This is a genomic window from Luteibacter sp. RCC_6_2 (genome assembly GCF_041360655.1).
Taxonomy (GTDB): Bacteria; Pseudomonadota; Gammaproteobacteria; order Xanthomonadales; family Rhodanobacteraceae; genus Luteibacter.
This window is the reverse complement of sequence record NZ_JBFUPQ010000005.1, coordinates 92,327-115,422: the sequence shown is the minus strand read 5'-3', so window position 1 is coordinate 115,422 and position 23,096 is coordinate 92,327. Positions and strand designations below refer to the sequence as shown.

18 protein-coding genes are annotated in these 23,096 nt (G+C 66.7%); 15 read left to right on the top strand and 3 right to left on the bottom strand.

Annotated elements, in window-relative coordinates; all coding sequences use genetic code 11:
- Window positions 1–66: 66 nt before the first annotated feature.
- The 6 genes from AB6730_RS06825 to AB6730_RS06800 all read left to right on the top strand — a co-directional run bounded on the left by AB6730_RS06825 (window position 67) and on the right by AB6730_RS06800 (window position 7,247).
- A complete protein-coding gene (locus AB6730_RS06825) occupies window positions 67–1,074 on the top strand; it encodes a beta-propeller fold lactonase family protein (protein WP_371022908.1) in 1,008 nt (335 codons plus the stop codon).
- A 95-nt stretch (window positions 1,075–1,169) separates the two neighbouring features.
- Entirely contained in the window at window positions 1,170–1,604 is a 435-nt protein-coding gene (locus AB6730_RS06820) for a prepilin-type cleavage/methylation domain-containing protein (protein ID WP_371022907.1), read from the top strand.
- Complete coding sequence (locus AB6730_RS06815; protein ID WP_371022906.1) at window positions 1,601–2,263, top strand: prepilin-type N-terminal cleavage/methylation domain-containing protein; 663 nt, start codon at window positions 1,601–1,603, stop codon at window positions 2,261–2,263. The genes AB6730_RS06820 and AB6730_RS06815 overlap by 4 nt, the downstream gene beginning before the upstream one ends.
- On the top strand, window positions 2,260–3,129 hold the full coding sequence (locus AB6730_RS06810) for a general secretion pathway protein GspK (protein ID WP_371022905.1): 870 nt from the start codon (window positions 2,260–2,262) through the stop codon (window positions 3,127–3,129). The genes AB6730_RS06815 and AB6730_RS06810 overlap by 4 nt, the downstream gene beginning before the upstream one ends.
- Before the next feature lie 90 nt (window positions 3,130–3,219).
- The gene (gene gspD / locus AB6730_RS06805; RefSeq protein ID WP_371022904.1) at window positions 3,220–5,487 is read left to right on the top strand and encodes a type II secretion system secretin GspD; all 2,268 of its coding nucleotides are present in this window, start codon (window positions 3,220–3,222) and stop codon (window positions 5,485–5,487) included.
- 83 nt (window positions 5,488–5,570) lie between these two features.
- The gene (locus AB6730_RS06800; RefSeq protein ID WP_371022903.1) at window positions 5,571–7,247 is read left to right on the top strand and encodes a putative bifunctional diguanylate cyclase/phosphodiesterase; all 1,677 of its coding nucleotides are present in this window, start codon (window positions 5,571–5,573) and stop codon (window positions 7,245–7,247) included.
- On the opposite strand, the gene AB6730_RS06795 is transcribed toward AB6730_RS06800, so the two are convergent.
- Entirely contained in the window at window positions 7,232–7,864 is a 633-nt protein-coding gene (locus tag AB6730_RS06795; RefSeq protein ID WP_371022902.1) for a hypothetical protein, read from the bottom strand. The genes AB6730_RS06800 and AB6730_RS06795 overlap by 16 nt on opposite strands.
- 134 nt (window positions 7,865–7,998) lie before the next feature.
- On the opposite strand from AB6730_RS06795, the gene AB6730_RS06790 reads away from it, so the two are divergent.
- The 5 genes from AB6730_RS06790 to AB6730_RS06770 all read left to right on the top strand — a co-directional run bounded on the left by AB6730_RS06790 (window position 7,999) and on the right by AB6730_RS06770 (window position 12,615).
- Window positions 7,999–9,552 (top strand): YdiU family protein, encoded by a 1,554-nt coding sequence (locus AB6730_RS06790; RefSeq protein ID WP_371022901.1) that lies wholly within the window; start codon window positions 7,999–8,001, stop codon window positions 9,550–9,552.
- Between the two features lie 53 nt (window positions 9,553–9,605).
- Entirely contained in the window at window positions 9,606–10,664 is a 1,059-nt protein-coding gene (locus tag AB6730_RS06785) for a class I SAM-dependent methyltransferase (protein WP_371022900.1), read from the top strand.
- On the top strand, window positions 10,661–11,359 hold the full coding sequence (locus AB6730_RS06780; protein ID WP_371022899.1) for a pseudouridine synthase: 699 nt from the start codon (window positions 10,661–10,663) through the stop codon (window positions 11,357–11,359). Before AB6730_RS06785 ends, AB6730_RS06780 begins: the two co-directional genes overlap by 4 nt.
- A gap of 94 nt (window positions 11,360–11,453) precedes the next feature.
- The gene (gene sodC, locus AB6730_RS06775) at window positions 11,454–11,984 is read left to right on the top strand and encodes a superoxide dismutase [Cu-Zn] SodC (protein WP_371022898.1); all 531 of its coding nucleotides are present in this window, start codon (window positions 11,454–11,456) and stop codon (window positions 11,982–11,984) included.
- Between the two features lie 7 nt (window positions 11,985–11,991).
- Window positions 11,992–12,615 (top strand): alpha-ketoglutarate-dependent dioxygenase AlkB, encoded by a 624-nt coding sequence (locus AB6730_RS06770; RefSeq protein WP_371022897.1) that lies wholly within the window; start codon window positions 11,992–11,994, stop codon window positions 12,613–12,615.
- A 738-nt stretch (window positions 12,616–13,353) separates the two neighbouring features.
- On the opposite strand, the gene AB6730_RS06765 is transcribed toward AB6730_RS06770, so the two are convergent.
- Together AB6730_RS06765 and AB6730_RS06760 are read right to left on the bottom strand one after the other, a co-directional pair.
- On the bottom strand, window positions 13,354–14,463 hold the full coding sequence (locus AB6730_RS06765) for a GGDEF domain-containing protein (protein WP_371022896.1): 1,110 nt from the start codon (window positions 14,461–14,463) through the stop codon (window positions 13,354–13,356).
- Between the two features lie 209 nt (window positions 14,464–14,672).
- Window positions 14,673–15,635: a CorA family divalent cation transporter gene (locus AB6730_RS06760; RefSeq protein ID WP_371022895.1), complete on the bottom strand. Its 963-nt coding sequence runs from the start codon at window positions 15,633–15,635 to the stop codon at window positions 14,673–14,675.
- A 117-nt stretch (window positions 15,636–15,752) separates the two neighbouring features.
- Here AB6730_RS06760 and AB6730_RS06755 point away from each other — a divergent pair, with 117 nt between their 5' ends.
- From AB6730_RS06755 to AB6730_RS06740, 4 genes are all read left to right on the top strand, one after another.
- Window positions 15,753–16,043 carry a GNAT family N-acetyltransferase gene (locus AB6730_RS06755; protein ID WP_371022894.1) on the top strand — a complete coding sequence of 97 codons (291 nt, stop codon included), beginning with the start codon at window positions 15,753–15,755 and terminating at the stop codon, window positions 16,041–16,043.
- Between the two features lie 94 nt (window positions 16,044–16,137).
- Complete coding sequence (locus AB6730_RS06750; RefSeq protein ID WP_371022893.1) at window positions 16,138–18,192, top strand: prolyl oligopeptidase family serine peptidase; 2,055 nt, start codon at window positions 16,138–16,140, stop codon at window positions 18,190–18,192.
- Window positions 18,193–18,339: 147 nt separating this feature from the next.
- On the top strand, window positions 18,340–19,890 hold the full coding sequence (locus AB6730_RS06745) for a putative bifunctional diguanylate cyclase/phosphodiesterase (protein ID WP_371022892.1): 1,551 nt from the start codon (window positions 18,340–18,342) through the stop codon (window positions 19,888–19,890).
- Window positions 19,880–22,972 (top strand): diguanylate cyclase, encoded by a 3,093-nt coding sequence (locus AB6730_RS06740; RefSeq protein WP_371022891.1) that lies wholly within the window; start codon window positions 19,880–19,882, stop codon window positions 22,970–22,972. The genes AB6730_RS06745 and AB6730_RS06740 overlap by 11 nt, the downstream gene beginning before the upstream one ends.
- Window positions 22,973–23,096 lie beyond the last annotated feature (124 nt).

Below are 23,096 nucleotides of genomic sequence, written 5' to 3'. Positions count from 1 at the left end.
GAAACGGGGAAGGGGTCTTCGGACCCCTTCCTTATGACGCCTATAAATCCACTACCGAGGTATCCCATGACGACCGGACGATCGACGATCAAGAACCGCCAGGCGACGAAGCGCTGGCTCGCCCCCGCAGCCCGCTGCGCCATTCCCCTGCTGATGGCGGGAATGGCATTGCCCGCGGCGGCGCATAACAAGAACGCCTACGTGGCGAACGAAATCGACAACACCGTTTCCGTGATCGACACGGTGACCAATACCGTGACCGCCACGGTGCCGGTGGGTGCCAACCCGCTGGGTATCGCCGTCAGCCCCAATGGCTCCGGCGTGTATGTGGCCAATGCCCTCGACAACACCGTGTCGGTGATCGACGCGGCCACGAACGCCGTGACCGCCATGGTGCCGGTGCAGAATACGCCCGTGGCCGTGGCCGTCAGCCCGGACGGTTCCGATGTCTACGTCGCCAACGCCAACGAGAACACCGTGTCCGTGATCGATACGGCGACCAACGCCGTCGTCGCGACGGTTCCGGTCGGTAGCGCGCCTTTCAGCATCGCGGTCAGCCCCAATGGCGCTCGCGTGTACACGGGCAATACCGGTGACAACACGGTATCGGTGATCAACGCGCGTACCAACGAAGTGGTCGCGACGGTGCCGGTCGGCAATACTCCGTCCGGCCTTGGAATCGGCCCCTTGGGTGCCCGTGTGTACGTGGCCAATGCCGGCTCCAACAACGTGTCCGTGATCGATGCATTCACCAACAAGGTGACCGCCACGCTGACGGCTGGAAACGGCGCCGAGGCTGTCGCCACGAGCCCCATCGGCCTGCCGGTTTATGTCTCCAATTCGGTCGACAACACCGTCTCCGTCATCAATCCGCTCAACAAGAACGTGATCGCGACGGTATCCGTGGAAAATACACCGCAGTCCATCGCGGTCAGCGACAGCACCGGTCGCGTCTATGTGGCCAATGCCGGGTCGAATACCGTTTCCGTCATCAATCCGTATACCAACAAGGTGATCGCCACCGTGAATGTCGGCAGCGTTCCCGCCGCGGTGGCTACCCAGCCACAGTGGTGATGTAACAAAGGAAAGAACGGCCATCCCGGGAGGGATGGCCGTCATCGGTACGAAACCTTCCGATCGCATGCTCGATGGCACTAAGGAGGGGGCGCATGCGCGGTACGCGAACCGGAGGTTTCAGCCTGCTCGAAACGCTGGCGGCTTTGGTCCTGCTGGCCTTGTGTTTCGGCGCGCTCATGCGCTCGACCGGTTCGTCCGTCGCCCTGAACGCACGCGCGGCGGATTACACGCAGGCATCGCTCTGGGCGAATGGCCTGCTCGATCGTACGTTCGTCGCCGAGTTTCCGTCGGAAGGCGTGCATACGGGCCGCTTCGACGACACCTATCGCTGGACGATGAAAATAAGCACGCCTTCGGATACGGCGACCGTCGCCACGCTGGTTCCGATGCATCTGTACAGGATCGAGTTGACCGTGGAGTGGGATGTGGGCGGAAAAACCCTGTCCTCCCGCTTCGAGACCCTGCGTACCGTATCCGAGAAGCCACGCGTGCCCAAGGTTTCCGTGTATGCCTCGGGGGATGCGTGAAGCGCCACGCGGGTTTCAGTCTCATGGAAACGCTCGCGGCGCTCGCCCTGCTGGCGTTGTTGTTGCTGGGTGTGACGGCGGCGCTGCAGACGATGACGCAATCCACGCGTGCCGGCATGGCCGTGACCGAACGGCTCGACCAGGTCAGGGCCGCGCAGATGTACGTGCGACGGGCGTTGTCCACCGCCCTGGCGTATCCGTGGGCGTTACGTGCCGACAGGCACCCCATCGTGGTCCGTGGGACGGCCGGTGAGGTCACCTTCGTCGCACGGGGGCCAGGTTATCTGGCGAAGAGTGGTCTTCAACTCCAGCGCCTGGCCTTGGTCGGGCGCGACAACGACCTGAAGCTACAGGCCGAGTTCGCACCCTTGGCATCGCGCGACGCCGCCCAGGTCGTCCCGTCTCAGCCGGAGGTCCTGGTCGATCATGTGCGGTCCGGGCGCTTCGTCTACAGCGGCGTCGATGACGAGGGCAATCCGGTGCCATGGCAGGACACATGGCCCTATGGCGATCGCCTGCCTTCCATGATCGGCCTCGACCTGACCTTGGCCGGCGGCGTGAAGTGGCCGACGATCGCCGTCCCCTTGCGGATGGACCCCGCCGCGGTCGACGCGCGCGAAGCCATGGCGCGATTGACCTCGACCGAGGGGAAGCGATGAAAGTCTTTCCCTGGAACATGAAGCAACGTGGCGTGGCCTTGCTGGTGGTCCTTTGGGGTTGCACGTTGGCAGCGATCACCCTCGGTGCGCTGGCGACGAGCGCCCGCGTGGAGAGCACGCAGGCGCGTGGACAGTCCCTGCGCCTGGAAGCGTTCTATGCGGCGGAGGCGGGCATCGAACGAGCCGTGTTCATGCTGAATGCGCGGGAAGACGCGCAGCGCTGGATCGCGGATGGGCGGGCTTATGGCTTTCGATTGGGTCGTACCGATGTGCGCGTGGACATCAGCGACGAGGACGGCAAGGTCAACCTCAACACGGCGCCACCTGAACTCATAGGGCGGCTGCTGTCGGCTTCGGGCGTGGATGCCTCGCTGGTACCGCGGTTTCAAGCGGCCATCGCCAGTTGGGGAACGCGCGGGCATATGCAGGCGTCGTTGTTGCTGGCGAAAGGCGGGTTCAGCAGTCTCGACGAGCTCTACCGGGTGCCTGGGGTCAGCGCCGACGCCGTCGAGAAGATCGTTCCCTTCCTGACGTTGTGGACTCCCGACTCACCGAATCTCGCCCATGCCGCACCGGTAGTCGTGGCCGCGATTACCGGCGCCGGACCGGAGGCCGCAAGATCTTACGTCGATCAGGTGAGGGCGTTACCACCGGGCGCTGCCGCGTTGCCGATGCTCCCCGGGACGGGATCGGGCAACGCGGCGAAGGGATTCAGCGGGATCGTCAGTATCACGTCACAGGCGCAGGTGGCCGAAGGACCGGCCCTGACACTGGATGTCACCCTCATCATGCACAGCGAACCCGGGAACCCGCGTCCGTATCGCATCGTGCGCTGGATGGAACGTGCGTCCGAAAAGAACCTGTAGGCGATTCCTGCGGCATACTCCTGCCACGTCACGGCACGGCAACACGCACCCGCCACTCTCGCAGGCCTCGATAACCATGATGGTTCTTGCATGACACGCTTTCTTACGATCGGCGTCGCCGTATGGGTGGTCGTGCTGGCAGGATGCTCGACGCTGCCCCAACCGCGCGACGACGGGTCGTTGCAACGCGAGGCACTGGCCGGAACCGAGAAGCCGGTGCCCAAGCCGTTGACGATAGGCACGACCAATCCGCAAATCCCTGCGGTCACGCAGCCCGACGTCACCACGGGTACCGGAGAATTCGTCAAGGCGGTGGGCTTGCCCAAGCCGAAGCCGGTGACGGCGGGTGCGGGCACGGTGACCTTCAATTTCGAGAACCAGCCCGTGGAGTCGGTGGTGAAGGCCATCGTGGGCGACCTGCTGCACGAGAACTATTCGATCGTGCCAGGTGTGCAAGGCAACATTTCTTTTTCCACCTCGCAGCCGGTCACCACCGACCAGGCGCTTCCCATCCTCGAGACCTTGCTGTCGTGGACCGGCAACGCGCTGGTCCGTAACGGCGACCGTTACGTGGTCATGCCGTCCAAAGACGCCGTGGCGGGTAACCTCGTGCCGAGCATGGGCGCGACCGCGCCGCCGGGCGGCCTGCAGGCGCGCCTGTTTCCCCTGCGCTTCATCTCGGCCACCGAGATGCAGAAACTGATCAAGCCGTTCGCGCGCCCGGACGCCACCTTGCTGGCCGACCCCACGCGCAACGTGCTGGTGATGGCCGGCACGCCGACCGAGCTGGAGAACTACCAGCGCACGGTGCAGACCTTCGACGTCGACTGGCTGCGCGGCATGTCGGTCGGCGTGTTCGCCTTGCAGCGAGCCCAGGTGAAGGAGCTGACACCGCAGTTGGACAGCCTCTTCGGCGAGAAGGGCAATACGCCCATGGCGGGCCTGCTGCGTTTCATCCCGATCGAGCGGACCAACTCGCTCGTCGTCATCAGTCCGCAGCCGGCTTACCTCGACGAGGTGAAAACGTGGATCGAGCGTATCGACCGTGGTGGGGGCAACGAGCCGCAGCTCTACGTCTACGACGTGCGTAACGTGCAGGCGGCCGACATGGCCGACTATCTGTCCGACATCTATGGCAGTGGTTCCAGCGCGGGCAAGTCGGGTGATCGCGGCGGCAAGGTTGGCCCGGGCCTGAGTTCCGGCACTCTCGGCGGTGGCGACAGCGACCTCGGCAATCGCGGGGGCTCGGGCCTCGGCAGCACCACGGGTGCGTTCGGCAATGCGGGCACTTCGTCGTCGTCGGGCACGTCTTCGGGTTTGTCGACCTCGACCGGGTCCACCGGCGGAACCGCCGGCACGGCAACCGGCGGTGGACTCGCCGGCGGAGACTCCGCGGATACCGGCGACACGGGCGGCAGCCGCCATACGTCGACGACCACCGACGCCGGTGTGCGCATCACCTCGGTGGATGCGAACAACCAGGTGATGGTGCGCTGCCGCCCGTCGCAGTGGACGGAGATCGAGCAGGCGATCAAGCGTCTGGACAGCGTCCCGCTGCAAGTGCAGATCGAGACGCGCATCCTCGAGGTGACACTGACGGGAAGCTTCCAGTTCGGCGTGCAGTGGTACCTGGAAGGATTGGTCGGCGGCACCAACGGTTCGGTGGGGCAACCCGGCAACAAGCAGCAGTGGGCGTTGGGCAACGGCGGCAACGTCTACAACCCCAGCACCGACAGCTTCTTCTACTCGTTCGTCAACAACAACCTCTCCGTCGCGCTGCGCGCAATGGAGACCAGCGGCAACACCAAGATCCTCTCCGCGCCATCATTGGTGGTGCTGAACAACCAGAAAGCGCACATCCAGGTCGGCGACCAGATCCCGATCACGCAGACTTTCGTCAATACCAATGCCAACTCGGACAACACGATCGGCCAGGTGGAATACAAGGACACCGGCGTGATCCTCAACGTGCGCCCGCGCGTGAATCCGGGCGGCCTCGTGTACCTCAACGTGAGCCAGGTGGTGAGCGCGCCGGGCGTGAAAGATACGACCACGGGCAACTTCCCGATCCAGCAACGCGAGGTCGCCACCCAGGTGGCCGTGCAGAGCGGCCAGACGGTGCTACTCGGAGGCCTGATCAAGGAAGACGACAACACCACGGACACCGGCATTCCCGGTCTGAACCGGATACCCGTTTTCGGTCGCTTGTTCGGCTCCACGAACCGGGGGCGGAACCGCACGGAACTGATCGTGCTGATCACCCCGCGCGTCATCAGCAACGGCGAGGAAGCCAAGCAGGTGACCGACGAGTACCAGCGGAAGTTCGAGTCGCTGCGGCCACTGAACGGGGCACCCTAGGGGCGACGCCCCCGCATCCCGCACACGCGGCGCTCACATGGGCGGTCGCAGATTGCCCGGGTGGAAGGCGAGGGGAGAGTCCGGTGATCGGTGGATTGGCCGGTTGGTCCAAGGTGCTGGAAATGATGCCCACGGCCATGTTCGTGCGCGATGCCACGCACCGCTGGGTATTCGTGAACCGCATGGGCTGCGAATACATGGGCGTACGTGCGGACGATATCGTCGGCAAGAGCGACGAGGAGTTGTTCCCGCCCGAACAGGCGGCCCGCTTCGCGGCGGGCGACGAGGCCGTGCTGCGCACCCATGAAGTCGTGGAAACCGAGGAATCGGTGACCGATCCGCAAGGCCGCGTCCGCACGCTGCTCACCCGCAAGACCTGCATCGAGCTGGAAGGCGCGCCCCATGTGCTCGCCTCGGTGACCGACATCACCGAATTGCGCGAGTCCGAGGCGCAGATACGCTGGCTGGCATGCCACGACGCACTCACGGGACTGGCCAACCGCACGGCCTTGTTCAACAAGCTGGATGCCGTCATCGCGCGGGCCGCGAGCGGTGGAGGCAAGGCCGCGCTGTTCTACCTCGACCTGGACGGCTTCAAGAAGGTCAACGATACCTACGGCCATCTCGCCGGCGACGAACTGCTCGTGCAATTCGCCTCGCGCCTGCGTGGCTTGCTCAGCCTGACCGACACCGTGGCGCGCATCGGCGGCGACGAATTCGCGGTGCTGGTCGAGGATGGCGGCGATCTCGACGTCGACGCCCTGGCCTCCAGCATCCTCATGCTCGCGAGCCTTCCTTTCGACGTGCCCGCGAACGCTTCCCTGATCGGCACTTCCATCGGCATCGTCCCGATCGACGCGGACGCGGTGGCTGCGGGCGAGATGGCGCGCAAGGCCGACAGTGCCTTGTACGAAGCCAAGAAGGGCCGCAACCGCTACGTGATCTACACCGACGAACTGGACGTGGCACTCGCGCACCGCCGCGAGATCGAAATGGCGCTTCGGGAGACCCTGCGCAATGCGGCGGGGCTGGACTGCCACTACCAGCCACTGGTCCGGGCGCGCGACGGCCAGGTGATCGGACTGGAGGCGCTGGCACGCTGGCGGCACCCCCGCTTGGGTGACGTGCCGCCGGTGCAGTTCATCGCCGTGGCGGAGGAAACCGGCCTGATCGGGTTTCTCGGCGAGTGGGTGCTACGAACCGCCTGCGCCCGCGTCGCCCCGATGGCCGACATCTTCGTGGCCGTGAACGTGAGCGCCGTGCAACTGCGCGACGACCGCTTCGCCGATGGCGTCTTGCGTGTGCTCGCGGAAACGGGACTGGCGCCCCGCCGGCTGGAACTGGAGATCACCGAGACGGCTATCGTCAACGCCGACGGCGCCACCGTGCGCCAGTTGAAACGGCTACGGAACGAGGGCGTGCGGATATCGCTCGACGATTTCGGCACGGGCTATTCCAGCCTCACCTTGTTGAAGGACCTGGACGTCGACAAGGTGAAGATCGATCGCTCCTTCGTCCAGATGGCACCGATGGCGGACGATTCCGCCGCCATCGTCCGCGCCGTGTCCAACCTCGGCGCGGCGCTCGGCCTGTGCGTGGTGGCCGAGGGCGTGGAAACCGAACAGCAAAGGGCCTTCCTGCGCGATGCGGGCTGCGACGAACTCCAGGGCTACCTGTTTTCCGCCGGCGTAGCCGAGGGAGACATCGCGGGGATCATCGGCGGCTACCCGGCACCCCTGCCGGATTACTCCGCAGGATAGGCACCGGCGGGCATCGGCCAGGTGCGGCGCAGGTCGGGCATGCCCGGCATCGTCGTGGGCTGCGGCAGGGGCAGGGGCATCCGCGTGCCGAGATTGCCACCGGTGGCATCGCCGACGATGGCGATCACGCAGCCACCGCTTTCCTGCGAGGTTCCGAACGACAGGCGGCCCCACGGCATCTGCATGACCAGGTAGCGATTGGGCAGCATCGAGGGTGCGCTCGGAAGATGGGTGTCGGTGCCCTGCGCGTGGAATTTATCGTCGACGTCGGCGCGCTGGAAGCACGGCTTCTGTTCGAGCTGGATGGAGGTGAAGCGCACCATCGGAACGTCGCCGCCCTCGTCGAAGCCGCGGGCCTCGAAGGCGCTGACACGGTATCCGTCGCGGGTCACGAAGGGCATGCTGCGGACGATCTGCGGCGGGGCGTCGGCCGTCGGGTGAAGGCCGCCCGGGACCTTGCCCGATAACGAGTCCATCGCGTTGGGCAGGGTGCCCATGGTCCCGTTGATGATCTCCACCAGCGTCTTGTCGCTCCGTGGCACGTTCACAGGCTCGCCGCTGGCGGGAAAGCCCAGTGTCACGGCGAGCAGGGTGGCCAGGGAGCGGAAGGGGCGCATGGAATCCGGAGCAGGGTGGTCGGGGGCGCTAGTGTGCACGAGTTGGGGGTTTCCTACTCCGTAGACGTGGCGGCAGGGTTGCATGCGTCACGATCGCCCGAATATCGGACACAACGCGCCAGCCGGTTCCCCCGATGACAGACCTCCGCTTCGACAACGCCTTCGTCCGCGAGTTGCCGGCCGATCCCGACACGTCGAACCTGCCCCGGCAGGTGGCCGGTGCCGCGTTCTCCTGGGTCGATCCGACGCCCGTGCCGTCGCCGCGGACGGTGGCGGTCGCGAGCGAGGTCGCCGGCATGCTGGGCATTTCGTCCGAGGCGCCCGGATTTACCGACGTCTTCGCGGGGAATGCCCGGTGGCCCGGAATGACCGGCTATGCGATGGCCTATGGCGGACACCAGTTCGGCCACTGGGCCGGGCAACTCGGCGATGGCCGGGCGATCGCCCTCGGCGAGGTGCTGACGGAGCGGCACGGACGCCAGGAGCTGCAGCTGAAAGGTGCCGGCCGGACGCCGTACTCGCGTGGCGCCGACGGCCGTGCGGTGCTGCGATCCTCCATCCGCGAGTTCCTCTGCAGCGAGGCGATGCATCACCTGGGCGTGCCGACCACGCGGGCGCTGTCGCTCGTGGCGACGGGCGAGGCCGTGCTGCGCGACGTGATGTACGACGGCCACCCGGCACCGGAGCCGGGGGCGATCGTCTGCCGCGTCGCCCCTTCGTTCCTGCGCTTCGGCTCGTACGAACTGCCGTCCTCGCGCGGCGATATCGCCCTGTTGCGCCGGTTGACCGACTTCACCCTCGCCACGCACTTCCCGGCTTTCGCCGACCTGCCGGGCGAACAGGGCTATGCCGCCTTTTTCATGGAGGTATGCGAACGCACCGCGCGGCTCATGGCGCATTGGATGCGCGTGGGTTTCGTGCACGGTGTGATGAACACCGACAACATGTCGATCCTCGGCCTCACCATCGACTACGGCCCGTACGGCTGGGTCGACAATTTCGATCCGGACTGGACACCGAACACCACCGATCGCGCGCACCGCCGTTATCGCTTCGGCCAGCAGCCCCAGGTGGCCTACTGGAACCTGCAACGGCTCGCGCAGGCCTTGTCGCCGCTGTTCGCCGGCGTGGAAGCGTTGCAGGCGGGGCTGGAGCGTTATGTGGAAACCTTCGAGGCCACCGACGCCGCCTTCTCGGCCGCGAAGCTCGGCCTCGCCAGTGCACGCGAAGGCGACGAGGCCTTGGTGGCCGATCTGCGCGGCTTGTTGCTGGCCGGCGAAATGGACATGACGATCTTCTACCGCGATCTCGCGGGGTTGGATCTCTCCGCCCCACGGGTAGGTAGCGTGGGGGCGGCGTTTTACGACGAGGCGAAGCGCGCCGCGATCGACGATGCCTTGCAGGCGTGGCTGCGGCGCTATGCGGTCCGCGTACGCGAGGACGAGTCGCCCGACTCGGAGCGGCTGTCCCTGATGCATGCGAGCAATCCGCGCTACGTGCTGCGCAACTACCTCGCCCAACAGGCGATCGATCGCGCGGAGCAGGGCGACGACGACGGCATCCACGAGTTGCTCGATGCGCTTCGACAGCCCTATGACGAGCAGCCGGGCAGGGAGCATCTGGCGGGTCGCCGGCCGGATTGGGCGCGGGAACGCGTGGGCTGTTCGATGCTCTCCTGCAGCAGCTGATCGGCCGCTGGGCTAGAATCGCCGGTTCCTTCACGCTGTCGAGGTCCATCGCGTTGTCCGCCGGTTCCGCTTCCGACGCTGCCCTGGACGCCTTGTTCGTGCCCTTCGCGACGGGCGTGTTGACCTTTCCGGCCGATGGACGGCTGCTGATGCTGCGCGCGCGCGATGGCTTCGTCCTGCGCGAACGCCGGCGCCCGGGCTGGACCTTGCAGCAATCGTTCAAGCCGGCTGCGGACGCCCTGGCGCGATCGGGTTTCGACGTGTCGCCCGACGTTCCAGAGGGCCACTTTGGCGTGGTGATGGTCCTGCCGACCCGGCAGCGCGAGGAATCGCGGGCCTTGTTCGCGCAGGCCATGTCGCTGGCCGGCACCGACGGCATCGTCGTCGCCAGCGTGCCGAACGCGGAAGGCGCGAAGACGGCCCAGGCGGATCTCGCCTTGTTGGCCGGGAGCGTGAGTGAACTGTCCAAGCACAAGTGCCGCGTGTTCTGGACACGTCCCGGCGCCGTGGCCGATCCGGCACGGCTTGCCGAGTGGCTCGCGCTCGACGCGCCGCAGGCGATCGAAGGCGGGCGTTTCGTGAGCCGACGCGGCCTGTTCGCATGGGATCGCGTCGATACCGCGTCGGCCTTGCTGGCGAGCGTCCTTCCGTCCGACCTCTCCGGCCGCGTGGCCGACCTCGGCGCGGGCTTCGGATACCTCGCTTGCGAAGTCGTCGAGCGCTGCGCGGCGGTCTCGGCCGTGGACCTCTACGAGGCCGAGGCACGCGCGCTGGAACCGGCCCGGCGCAATCTCGCCGACGCCATCGCCCGCTCCGGCCGCGCCATCGCCGGGAGCGTGCGCTGGCACGATGTCACCCATGGCATCGACGCGGGTTACGACGCCATCGTGTCCAACCCTCCTTTCCACCAGGGCCGCGCCGACGATCCGCAGCTCGGCCGCGCCTTCATCGCCGCCGCCGCGAAGGGCCTCGCGGCGCACGGCCGTTTCTGGATGGTCGCCAATCGGCACCTGGCCTATGAGGCGGCGCTCGATGCCGCCTTCGCCAGTGTGCGCACCGTCGTCGAACGCGATGGCTTCAAGGTCATCGAAGCAAAGGAACCCCGCCGATGAAACTCGTACGCCTCCTGGCGAATCTCGGCTATGGCAGCCGCAAGCAGGTCGCGGCCATGTTCCGCGAGGGCTTGGTCACCGATGCGGCGGGCGAGGTGCTGTATGCGGACGACAAGGTCGAGCATGCCGAGGTGCGCTTCGAGGGAGAGCCGCTCGATCCACCGCAGGGCATATTGCTGATGCTCAACAAGCCGACCGGCTACACATGCTCGCGCAAGGATGTGGGGAGGCTGGTCTACGACCTCCTGCCGCCGCGTTTCGCGTTGCGCAATCCGGTGCTGTCGACCGTGGGCCGGCTGGATCGGGATACGTCGGGGCTGCTGCTGTTCACCGACGACGGGCAGCTCCTGCACCGGATCATCTCGCCCAAGGCCGCGGTGGCGAAGGTGTACGAGGCGACGCTGGCCGAGGACTTGCGCGGCGACGAGGCAGCCACGTTCGCCGCCGGCACGCTCATGCTGGAAGGTGAGACGGAGCCGCTGGAGCCGGCGGCGCTGGAAGTGCTCGGCCCCCGCCACGCCCGCCTCACGCTGACCGAAGGGCGATACCACCAGGCACGCCGCATGTTCGCCGCCGTGGGCAACCACGTGGTGGCACTGGAACGTACCGCCCTCGGTGGCCTGGCGTTGGATGGCCTGCCTTCCGGCGAATGGCGCCTGCTGACGGCGGAAGACACGGCAAGCATCTTCGGCTGAACCGACCCCCGGCCTTCGGCGGTTTCGTTATGGACGCTCCCTCCACATCGGGTGCAGTATCCCCGGGTTACCTCGCCCTCATAGGAATACAAAGATGAAACGAATCGTCATCGCCGTGGCCGGGTTGTGCGTATGCGTGGCCGCCCAGGCCGCCGACAAGAGCGTCGTGGTGCCCATGACCCTCGTCACCGCCGACGGCACCGGTGCATCGGTCGGCAAGGTCACGATCACCGAAGCTGCCGGTGGCCTGGTCTTCACGCCCGATCTCAAGGGCCTGCCGCCGGGTGAGCACGGCTTCCACCTGCACGAGAAGCCCAGCTGCGACCCGGGCGAGAAGGATGGCAAGAAGGGCGCCGCGCTGGCCGCCGGCGGTCATTACGATCCGGAACACACGGGCAAGCACGAGGGTCCGGAGTCGTCCATGGGTCACGAGGGCGACCTGCCCAAGATCACGGTGGGTGCCGATGGCACCGACACCACGGCCGTGACCGCGCCGCGCCTGACCAAGCTCGCGACGCTGAAGGGCCATGCCCTGATGATCCATGCCGGAGGCGACAACTATTCCGACCAGCCGGCAGCCCTCGGCGGTGGCGGCGCGCGCATCGCTTGCGGCGTCGTCAAGTAAGGAAACCATGTCCCAAGGCGGTCTCTTCGCCCCCGAACCGCTCGTGATCGTCGATGACGAGCACGGGCGGTTCGCGTATGAGCCCGGCGTGATTCCCGCCGAACGCGCCGCCGCTTGGTTCGCCAGCCTGCTAGCGGACATTCCGTGGGAGTCGCAGCGGCGTGCGATGTACGGCCGCGACGTGGACGTGCCGCGGCTGCTCCAGCATTACGCACTGGACGATCCGGCCTTACCACCCGTCGTCGGTGAGGCGGCGCGCGAGGTGATCGCGCTCACGGGCATTCGCTTCACCTCGGTCGGCCTGAACCTCTACCGCGACGGCCGCGACAGCGTGGCGCCGCACAACGATCACATCGACGAACTGAGGGAGGGCGAACCCATCGCCTTGCTTTCCCTCGGCGCCACGCGGCGCATGACCCTGCGTGAGCGCGACGCACCCAAGCGCAGCTTCGACATCGACATGGAACCGGGCAGCGTGCTCACGATGAGCTACGCCACGCAATTCCACTACGACCACGGCATCCCGAAGATGCGCGGCAAGGTAGGGCCGCGGATCAGCCTGGCTTTTCGCGTCCGGCCCGAGGGTAAGGCGGCTAGTAGGCGCTATGGGTCGCGGAAGAAGGATTCTTAGGTGTTCATCGGGCTCGGCTTCGCCCTCGCGTTGGGTGGTGGGGCAGAGCCGTCGGCCGCCACCCTCGTCGCTCCGGTTACACCGTCGCTCGGGAAAGGGTGCCGCTTGCGCGGCCATGTTCTATGGCTGGCGCCCCGTCGCGCCCGTCGTGCCGGGCGGGGTTTTCGATTCGGCTCCTGCCTCAGCGAAAACGGCCGGCCGTCCAGGCCGGCCCCCTGACGGGCCTTTTCGCCCGGCGCTCCTCGGTTCCACAAGTCGCCACGAGGGTGGCGGCCGACGGCTCTTCCACGCACTGAGGGGGTCGTGAGGCAAGAGCAACACCCGTCGCCAGGATGGACACCGCGCGTGCAAACCGCCTCCCGTGAGGTTCCCACCCAGCCGGGTGCGGCAAGCATGCGGCACGTGCGAGCGTTGCTCTTCCCACCACCCCACCGCGGTGTCGAGAGAGCTGCCGGGCGCCACCCTCGGCGCGACATGAGGAGCCGAGGAGGGGCGGGCGGACAAGGCCCGAAGGGGATCGGCCTGGACGGCCGATCGTTTTCGCTGAGGCAGGAGCCGAATCGAAAACCCCCGCCCGACCGTCCGAGCCCGAAGGGGCGCCAGCCATCGAACATGGCCGCGCAGCGGCTTCCCTTCCCAAGGGACGGCACCGCCTGTCGCGCCGAGGGTGGCGCCCGGCAGCTCCCCCGCCACACCGCACACAACGAACGCGAGGGCGAAGCCGAGCCCACCGCAAGCTCAAAACAGATCGATGCTGCCCAATGACACCGGCGTAGCCAGTTCACCTCGGCGGGTGAGCGACTCGTAGCCGTGCACGCTGTCGCGTCCGTTCTGCTTGGCGAAGTACAACGCCTTGTCGGCGCGGTCGAGCACGATTTCCGGGTAATCGTTCTCGGTGATGCGCGCATAGCCGATGCTGACGGAGACGTGACCCACCTGGGGGAACGCATGGTCGGTCACGAACTGGCGGAACCGGTCGAGGACGAGGTGGGCGGCCGTTTCGTCCTGCGCGGCGAGCAGGATCACGAACTCCTCGCCACCGAAGCGGAACAGCACGTCGCTCTGGCGGAAGCTCGCGCGCATGTGCTGGGCCAGCATGAGGATCACCTCGTCGCCGTAGACGTGGCCGTAGGTGTCGTTGATCCGCTTGAAATGGTCGATGTCGAGGATCGCCAGATACAGCTGGGAAGGCTCCTCGGCCGGCCGGCGCTTATCCTCCCCGTCCTGCATCGCGCCGCGCGCTTTCTGGCGTTGAAGGGTGAGCAGGCGCTGCAGGCGTTGCTCGAAGCTGCGCCGGTTGTACAGGCCGGTGAGCTTGTCGCGCTCGCTCTCGTTGAGCAGGGCGATGTAATTGCAGTAGATGCGCGCGAAGCCTTCGACCATCGAGCGGACGTCGTCGAGGGAATCCGGCGCTTCGAGCATGAGTGCGCCGATGGCGGCGTGTTCGCGCTGGATGGGGACGACCAGCCGGCTGTTGCCGTCGTCGGTGATGTCGCTGATCGCCTCGAGTGTCTCCATGGCGCAGACGAGGGTGTCGATGGGGTCGCCACCTTCCCGCGTCGGATCGAGCGCTTCGATCACGAAGCCGCCGCCGGGCTTGCGCGAACACACGACGATCGAATCCACGGGATGCTGCGGGCTTTCGCCCCGCTTACAGAGGGTGACGCTGTTGACGGCGATGAGCTCCGCCAGCGACAGCACCATGCTGTGATCCAGCGCGTCGATATCGCGGTGGTGGGTGAATTCCGCCACCGAAGCGAGCAGGCGCGACTCGGGCAGGACGCCAGCAGGGCTATGCCACGGCGCCTTCATGCGCGTGGCTTCCGCGCGACCGAATCGTCGCGACATGGATGACTGACTTGCACCGACACTCCTCCCCCGAGTGGGGCACGCCAAGCGGCCCCGTGTGTGCGTCGAACCGGACTCCCTGCCGGTGACTCCCTGGAGGAGTTAGCGGCTGGAAAGCCGCCGACTTTAGGGTAAAAGGGGTGTCGATGTCGAAAATCGTGACGCAGTCATCGGTTCCATGTCTTCACAAGTGTGAATCGTTGCGCTAGTCAGTCGCCTTCCAGCCAGCCACGCCATTTGAAGAACAGCACGGGCAAGACGATGCTGATCACGATCGCGCCCAGGGCCATGGGATAGCCGAAGGTCCAGTCCAGTTCGGGCATCTTCTTGAAGTTCATGCCCCACACGCCGACGAGGATCACCGGCGGGATGGTGGCCACCGAGGTGACGGTCAGCACCTTCATCACGTGGTTCTGGTCGGTGCTGATGAAGCCGAGGCTGGCATCGAGCAGGAACTGCAGCTTGTTGGTGAGCTGGTCGTCGAACTCGTCGAGCGTGCGCAGGTCGTGTTCCACGACGCGAAGGCGAACCTCGACGTCGTCGGACATCCATTCCGGCTTCTTCGCGCGTACGAACGACACGATCCGCTGCACGCCCAGCATCGAGGAACGATTGCGCGCCTGCTCACCTTCGAGGCGGCCGACCTCCAGCATGCAGTTGCGCAGTGCCGGCGTGCCGATCCGCACCGGCGTGAAGATCCGGTCGGAAAGTTTTTTCAGGTCGGCGGACACGTCTTCCATGCGCTTGGCCGCCAGGTTGACGATCGCCTCGATCAAGGTCGCCAGCACATCGGCGCTGGATTCCCAGCGGTGCTCCTGACAGCTCTCGCTGGCCAGCTTGAACGCGGGGGAATCCTCGAAACGCAGGGTCATGAGGACGTTGCCGGTGACCACGATGCCCACGGGCGCGGGATGATGGTTCTCTGGCGCGTCGGCGAAATAGGGGATGGACAGGTACATCGCCCCGTCGTCGGTGCGGATGCGGCTGGACAACGCCAGGTTCACCACGTCGTTTCGTTGTGGGACGCGCAGCCCGGTGATCTCGCTGGCGCAGCGTCGTTCGTCTTCGTTTGGATCGATCAGATCCACCCAGATGGGTGCGTTGGGTTTGGCCATGCCCACGGTCCAGCGGACGGGGCCGGTGTACTTCCCATGTTCGTGGATGATCAGCACGTGCGCGGGTGTCCTTGGATGGGGCTGGGAGGAGTCTACGCCGGGTGATGACACGCGTGGCCGAACACGCGCATGCTTGACGGCATCGATGCCACCGCCGGACCAGGAGAGATACCGATGAGCGATACCGCCAAACCGCTGGAGATCGTCCACGACAGCGCCAACCAGGTGTTTCTCGTCGTGGTCGATGGCCACACCTGCGAGCTCGAATACCGGCTCAGCGGCAAGACGATGACCATCACCCATACCGGCGTGCCGTCCCCCGTGGGCGGCCGTGGGATCGCCGCGCTGCTCACCCGCTTCGCCGTGCAGGTCGCGGACGCGAACGGCTGGAAGATCGTTCCCGCGTGCGGTTATGCGGCGACGTGGTTCGAGCGGAACCCGGAGTACGGGCATTTGTTGGCTTGAGGGGAAGGGGGATCGCCGCTTAAGCGGCGATGGCTCTCGCGACTTCGTTCAGCCACGTGTTAGCTTTCGCGTTCCCATACATCCAGGGTCACCCATGCGTACGAAGTGGATCGCCGCCGCCGTCGCGCTCGCCTGCGCGGGCCAAGCCTTTGCCGACACACCCGCGAAAACCGCGGATGACCCGCGCATCGCCGCGATCCTCGACGCCTTGGCCAAGGTGCGCACGATCGAATCCGTGGCCTTGTCGCCGGATGCGAAGCATCTGGCGTGGGCGGTGAAAACCAACGGCAAGCCGGTGATCGAGGTGGCCGATGCCGATGGACGTAACGCCCATCGCATCACGGCGAGCAAGGGCTGCAGCGAAATCTCCGTCGCGTGGGCGGCGGATTCGCAACATCTTGCCTTCCTCTCCGATTGCGCCGGCAAGGCGCCGGGCGTGGAGGAGGGCAAGCAGAACGATATCTACGTGCTGGACATCGCCAAGAAGACGCCGCCACGGCGGATCACGCATCTCACCGGCTACATCGATGGCCTGGAATGGCGGCCCGACGGAAAGGCCCTGGCCTTCCTCTACGTGCCCAATGCCACCCGCCGCGCCAGCGCCACCGCGGCCGCCAAGCCACAGCTGGGCGAAGTGGGCGTCGAAGGCATCGAGGTGCAGCAGGTCGCCAGCGTCGACGCCGCCGGAGGCGCCATCCGCACGCTGACCCCGGCAGGCCTCCACGTCTATGAATTCGCGTTTTCGGCAGATAGCGGCCGGATCGCCTACGTCGCGGCGCCGCCGCCCGGCGACAACAACTGGTGGGTGGCGAAGCTCTATGCGCAACCGGCCACGCCGGGCGCGCAGGCGGTCACCCTCGTGGATACGGTGGCGCTTTCCGGTCCACTCAAGGACTTGCAGGTGGCTGTGCCGCGCTTCTCGCCGGACGGATCGCGGGTCGCCTTCATCGGCGGCCTCATGAGCGACCAGGGATCGACCGGCGGCGACATCTGGATGGTGCCGGCCGCGGGCGGCGCCGAGCCGGTCGACGTGACGCCCGGCGTGACGACCACGCCGGCGTGGCTGGCATGGACCGCGCCCGATCGCCTGCTGGTCGGCGAACATGCCGCCGGCGCAAGCCGGGTTTCGAGCTACACGGTGCCCGCCAGCGGTTCCGCCACGGCCACCACCGTGTTCGAACTGCCGATGACGATCGGCGACGGGCGCCTGTCGATGTCGCTCTCGGTGAACACCGGCGCGAGCAAGGCCGCCTTCATCGCCAGTTCGTTCGAAAAGGCCTTCGAAGTGCAGGTCGCCAGTCTGGACGGACAATCGGTGCCCAAGGCGGTCACCACGTTCAACGCCGCGTTGAAACCTTCCTGGGGAAAGGCCGAGTCGATCGCCTGGAAGAACGAAGGTCACGACGTGCAGGGCTGGTTGCTGTATCCGGCCAACTACGACCCGAAGAAGCGCTACGGCATGATCGTCTCGATCCACGGCGGCCCGGCGGCCGCGGTGACGCCGCGCTGGCCGGGCGTGGGTTATGGCGGGGCGCCGCTCTCGGCGCTGGGCTACTTCGTGTTCATGCCCAATCCGCGCGGCAGCTATGGGCAGGGTGAGGCCTTCGTGCAGGCCAATCGCAAGGATTTCGGCTATGGCGACCTGCGCGACGCGCTGGCTGGCGTCGACGCGATCGAGAAGAGCCACCCGGTGGACGACCGGCGTCTGGGCCTCACCGGCTGGAGCTACGGTGGCTTCATGACGATGTTCGGCGTGACCCAGACACAGCGCTTCCGTGCCGCGGTCGCCGGCGCCGGCATCTCCAACTGGCAGAGCTATTACGGCCAGAACCTGATCGACCAGTGGATGAAGCCTTTCTTCGGCGCCTCGGTCTACGACGATCCGGGCGTGTACGCGAAGAGCTCCGCGATCAATTTCATCAAGCAGGTGAAGACCCCGACCCTCGTGGTCGTGGGTGAGCGCGACGCGGAAACGCCGGCGCCGCAATCGTTCGAGTTCTGGCACGCGTTGCGGGCCCAGGGCGTGCCGACGTCCCTGGTGGTCTATCCGGGCGAAGGCCATGGCTTCGCCCGCGACGCCAGCCGTCGCGACGTGCTGGCCCGTGCCCTGGCCTGGTTCGACCGCTATCTGTCGGTGGGAGACAAGTAGACGCCAGGGGCCGGCCGGGCCCGCGAGTGCCGATCGGCGGATTTGCGTTTTTCCGCCGACCCAGCATCATGCGATGCATGTAACGCTAAAGTCGGGGGCGGTGGTGGCCGTTAATTCAGTCTCCCGGGAGCAGGACCGGAGCGTGGTGTGCTGACACATCGTAGCGTCGAGGGCGGCATCCATCTTGTCGCATCGAAGTGTGCCCGCTGGTCCGTGTCCGGGCCCGGCGAGGTCTCCCGCTGCGACACGTTCGGGACGGTCGGCGCCGGGCTCGGCTGGATGGTGGCGCTCATCGTCGTGTGTGCCCTGGCCGCGGTGGCCATCGCCTGGCTGGTCGGCCAGCGTCGGCGCCTCCACGCGAAGCTCAAGGACCCCCGGGAGCAGGCGAGCCGTGCGCTGGCCTTTCACGCCTATCACGACACCCTGACCGGCCTGCCCAACCGCGCCTACCTCATGCGCGAGCTCGAGCAGGCACTGGCGGCACCGCAGACGGGTCCCCTGGCGGTGATGTTCATCGACCTCGACGGCTTCAAGGCCATCAACGACACCCTGGGCCACGAGGCGGGCGATACCTTCCTGCGCGCCGTCGCCACCTCCCTGCGCAGCAGCGTGCGCGAACGCGATACCGTTTCCCGTTTCGGCGGCGACGAGTTCGTGGTGGTGGTACAGGGGTATGGCGGCATGGAGAACCTGATCCGGGTCTGCCGCAAGGTGCTCGATCTGGTGTCCAAGCCGGTGAACGTGTCCGGCCAGCTCGTGGCGGTGAGCCCGAGCATCGGCGTGGCCGTGGCGCCGCAGGACGGCGACGTGGCATCCGCCCTGATTCGCAATGCCGATGCCGCGATGTACGCGGTGAAGGAAACCGGCAAGGCCGATTTCCGTTTCTACGAGGAAGGCATGCTCGAGCAGGCACGCGAGCGCCTGGCCCTCACGGTGGAGTTGCGTGAAGCCTTGCAGGCGGGCGAACTCGCCGTCGAATACCAGCCCAAGCGCAACCTGCGCGACGGCACCCTGGCCGGCGTGGAAGCGCTGGCCCGCTGGCGCCATCCGTCGCGCGGCGACGTGCCGCCGACCGTCTTCGTGGCGATCGCCGAGCGCTCCGGCCTCATCCATGCCCTGGGTGAGTACGTGTTGCGCGAGGTGCTGGGCCAGTTGAAGACCTGGGACGCCGCCGGTATCCAGGTCGATTACGTGGCGATCAACCTGTCGATGCAGGAACTCACGCGGCCCGCCTTCGTCGACACCTTGCACCGCGCGGTGCGCTCGTACGGGGTCGACCCGATGCGGATACGCTTCGAGCTCACCGAATCCACCGCGATGCGCCAGCCGGAAGAAACCATGCGCCAGTTGGTGAAGCTGCGCTCGCACGGCTTCGACCTGCTGATCGACGACTTCGGCGCCGGCTACTGGAACCTGAGCCACCTTCGCGAACTGCCGGTGGGAACGATCAAGATCGACCAGTCGTTCGTGCGTGGCAGCACGCTGAACCTGGCCGACCGCGAAATCACCGAGGCCATCGTCGGCCTCGCCAAGAAACTGAACATGCGTACGATCGCCGAGGGCGTGGAAACCGAGGCCCAGGCGCACTGGTTGCGCGACCTCGGGTGCGACATCGGGCAGGGCTATTTCTTCGCCCGGCCGATGACCGCCGCCGCCTTCAGTCGCTACCTCGATCCGAACGTGGCCTATGCTGGCTGACCGCCCGACGCGGCCCGCTCGTTTCCCGCGCCTTCGAGCCTGTCTGATCGTCCTCGCGGCGGCGTTGTGCTGCTTCGCCGCGACGGCGCCGGCCCAGGTCGCGCCCAGCGTGGGCGTGGACCCGTGGGCGGTCTACGAATCGGTCTGGTTCGATACGGTCGGTGTCGCCGATGGCCTGCCGCATTCCACCACCACCGCGATCGTGCAGGACACCCGGGGCCTCATCTGGATAGGCACCTTCGGCGGCCTGGTGCGGTACGACGGCTATCGCATGCAGGTATTCGGCCAGGAGCCGGATTCGTACGCCGGCGCCGTGCTGCCCGATTCCTACGTGCGCGCACTCATGCCGCTGGACGATGGCGGCTTGCTCATCGGCACGAACGCCGGTGGCCTCGTGCGCTTCGATCCCTCCACGATGCGTTTCCACGTGTACCCGGTCGGACCGGGCGGCACGTCCAGCGGCAAGGTGTTCTCCATCGCGCGTGCACGCGAGCGCGGCGAGTTCCTGGTCGCCACGGAAGGCGGCGTCGACCGGCTCGACCTCGCCAGCGGCCGGATCACCCACGAGTCGGTGACCGCGGGGGACGCGAAGGACATGCTGCCGCGCACCTTCGTGGTAGCCGAGGACAAGACCGGCAATGTCTGGGCGGGTGCGGACAACGGCCTGTTCATGCGCCGTCCCGGAGGCCACTTCGAACGCGTGCGCTCCAACGACCCGGCGGTCGACGAGATCCTCCACGACCAGGTATGGGCGCTGTTGCAGGACAGCCGTGGCCGCTTGTGGGTCGGCACGGGGCAGTCCGGGGCGTTCTACATCGATGCGAAGGGCCAGGGCCACCTCGTGCCGGGCTTTTCCGGCAAGGGCGGGCTGGCCCACCGCCGTACCGTGCGCGCCTTGCACGAGACGCCGCAAGGCGTGCTCTGGGCCGCCACCGACGGTGCCGGCGTGGTCACCTACGATTTCAACACCGGGCGGCTGCGCACGCTGAGCCACGACGCAGCGATGCCGTCGTCGCTGCCCGGCGACATCACGCGCGACATCTTCCAGGACACCTCGGGCAACATCTGGGTGGCGACGGAACTCGGCGCGGCGCATTACGATCCGAACGGGCGCAAGGTGTTCTCGGTGCTGCCTTCGCCGCTGGAGACGCACACGCTGTCCAATGCCAACGTGCATTCGGTGTTCGTGGACCCGCGTGGACGCGTCTGGCTCGGTCTCGGCATGGGCCGCATCGACGTGCTCGACCTCGGCAAGGGCACGATGCACCACCTGCAACTCGGTGGCGAGCAGGCCGAGCGCGACGTGCAGGCTTTCGTGGTGGCGCCCGACGGTTCCATCTGGGCGGGTGCGCAAGGCATTTCGCGCATCGACCCCGATACGTTCGAGCTGAAGAGTTCGATGATCCCGAACCTCGACGGCCGCCTGATCCTGTCGATGCAGCGCGACGGCGACGACATCCTGATCGGCGGCTACGACGGGCTGTTCCGCTACGACACGCTGCACGGCACGCTCACGCAGATGCGTCACGACGACGCCGACCCGAAAAGCCTCGTGGGCGACCAGGTGCGCTTCATCGTGCGCATGCCGGAGGCGTGGTGGTTCGCCACCATCAGCGGCATCAGCATCGCCTACGATGGCGAGAAGGGCTTCGTGAACCTGCGTCACGATCCCGCCGATCCCGCGAGCCTGCCGCAGGACTACACCGGCTCGATGGTGTTCGATTCGCACGGCCGGCTCTGGCTGGGCACGTTCGGCGGCATCGCTTACCTCGACGCGTTCAAGCCACGCGGGCCCTTCCGCTTCGGTTTGATCGGCGCGCGCGAGGGCTTGTCCAACACCAAGATCAACGCCTTGCTGATCGACCACGACGACCGTGTCTGGGCCTCGATGGCCAACGGCGTGGCGATGATCGATTCAGCCAGCCATCGCGTGGCCGACCTCGGCATCCGCGACGGCCTGCGCATTCCCAGCTACATCCATCGCGCGGCCGCGGAAGCGCCCGGTGGCGAGTTGATGTTCGGTGGCCTGGGCGGCCTGACCGTCGTGCGGCCGTACTGGGTGGCTCCCTCCGTGGCGCCGCCGCGTCTCGCCATCACCCAGGTCTCGGTCAACGAAAAGCCGTTGCCGCTGGACAAGGTGCCTGGCGAAGGCGGCCGGGTGGTCCTCGATGGCGACGGGCGCAACATGCGCGTGGACTTCGCCTTGCTCGACTTCCGCGCACCGCTGGAAACGCACTATGCGTATCGCATGGACGAGGCGGACAGGGCCTGGAACGAAGTGCCGCGAGGCATTCCGCCCAGCGCGATCTATACCAACCTCGCCAGTGGCACGTATACCTTGCGCCTGCGCGCCACGATGCGTGGCCTCGATGCGCGGACGGTCGAAACCTCGATCCGCGTGACGGTGACCCCACGCTGGTACGAGAGCCCGTGGACCCTGCTGGCCGGCATCGCGCTGGGCGTGCTGGCGTTCTTCGGGCTGGTGTACCTGCGCACGTTGTACCTGCGCCGGCGCGCGCAGCTGTTGCAGGCGCAGGTCGACGCACGCACGCGCGACCTGAAGGCGGCCAACGAGCGGCTCGACCATCTCGCCGGTACGGACGAACTCACCGGTTCGCTCAACCGCCGGCGTTTCCTGGAGCAAGCCGAGCGGGTGCGCCAGGGCGCGGCCAACGATGGCATTCCCTTCAGCCTCGTGCTCATCGACATCGACGAGTTCAAGGCGGTGAACGACACCTATGGTCACCTGGCGGGCGATACGGTGATTCGCGAGACCATGCGGGTGATCTCGTCGATGTGCCGCGCGGACGATCTCGCCGGGCGCTTCGGCGGCGAGGAATTCATCCTCTGCCTGCCCGGCGCGCTGGCGGAGCACGCGCTGGATATCACCGAGCGCGTCCGCCATGCATTGGGTGCGATGGTGATCGCGCATGGCGACTACCGCATCCGCATCACCGTGAGCGCGGGCGTGGCCATGTGGCGCGCGCCGGAATCGTTGAATTCCCTGCTGGGCCGGGCGGACGAGGCCTTGTACGAGGCGAAGAACGAAGGGCGCAACCGTAGCCGTATCGCGGGGTTGTAATCGCCGCTTCAGCGGCGATGGGTGCTTGCCTCTGCCTGGCCCGCTGCCGCGGATCGCCGATAAATCGGCTCCCACAGGGACCACCGAGGAACGACTACCGGGTGGGAAGCCGCTTCAGCAGCGA

Bases quoted from the DNA above. Each gene is read 5' to 3' on its own strand.
- AB6730_RS06740 (WP_371022891.1), top strand. From the start codon at position 19,880: ATGCTGGCTGACCGCCCGACGCGGCCCGCTCGTTTCCCGCGCCTTCGA.
- AB6730_RS06790 (WP_371022901.1), top strand. From the start codon at position 7,999: ATGACAGACCTCCGCTTCGACAACGCCTTCGTCCGCGAGTTGCCGGCC.
- AB6730_RS06765 (WP_371022896.1), bottom strand. From the start codon at position 14,463: ATGTCGCGACGATTCGGTCGCGCGGAAGCCACGCGCATGAAGGCGCCG.
- gspD (WP_371022904.1), top strand. From the start codon at position 3,220: ATGACACGCTTTCTTACGATCGGCGTCGCCGTATGGGTGGTCGTGCTG.
- AB6730_RS06755 (WP_371022894.1), top strand. From the start codon at position 15,753: ATGAGCGATACCGCCAAACCGCTGGAGATCGTCCACGACAGCGCCAAC.
- AB6730_RS06825 (WP_371022908.1), top strand. From the start codon at position 67: ATGACGACCGGACGATCGACGATCAAGAACCGCCAGGCGACGAAGCGC.
- AB6730_RS06810 (WP_371022905.1), top strand. From the start codon at position 2,260: ATGAAAGTCTTTCCCTGGAACATGAAGCAACGTGGCGTGGCCTTGCTG.
- AB6730_RS06750 (WP_371022893.1), top strand. From the start codon at position 16,138: ATGCGTACGAAGTGGATCGCCGCCGCCGTCGCGCTCGCCTGCGCGGGC.
- AB6730_RS06795 (WP_371022902.1), bottom strand. From the start codon at position 7,864: ATGCGCCCCTTCCGCTCCCTGGCCACCCTGCTCGCCGTGACACTGGGC.
- AB6730_RS06820 (WP_371022907.1), top strand. From the start codon at position 1,170: ATGCGCGGTACGCGAACCGGAGGTTTCAGCCTGCTCGAAACGCTGGCG.
- AB6730_RS06770 (WP_371022897.1), top strand. From the start codon at position 11,992: ATGTCCCAAGGCGGTCTCTTCGCCCCCGAACCGCTCGTGATCGTCGAT.
- AB6730_RS06780 (WP_371022899.1), top strand. From the start codon at position 10,661: ATGAAACTCGTACGCCTCCTGGCGAATCTCGGCTATGGCAGCCGCAAG.
- sodC (WP_371022898.1), top strand. From the start codon at position 11,454: ATGAAACGAATCGTCATCGCCGTGGCCGGGTTGTGCGTATGCGTGGCC.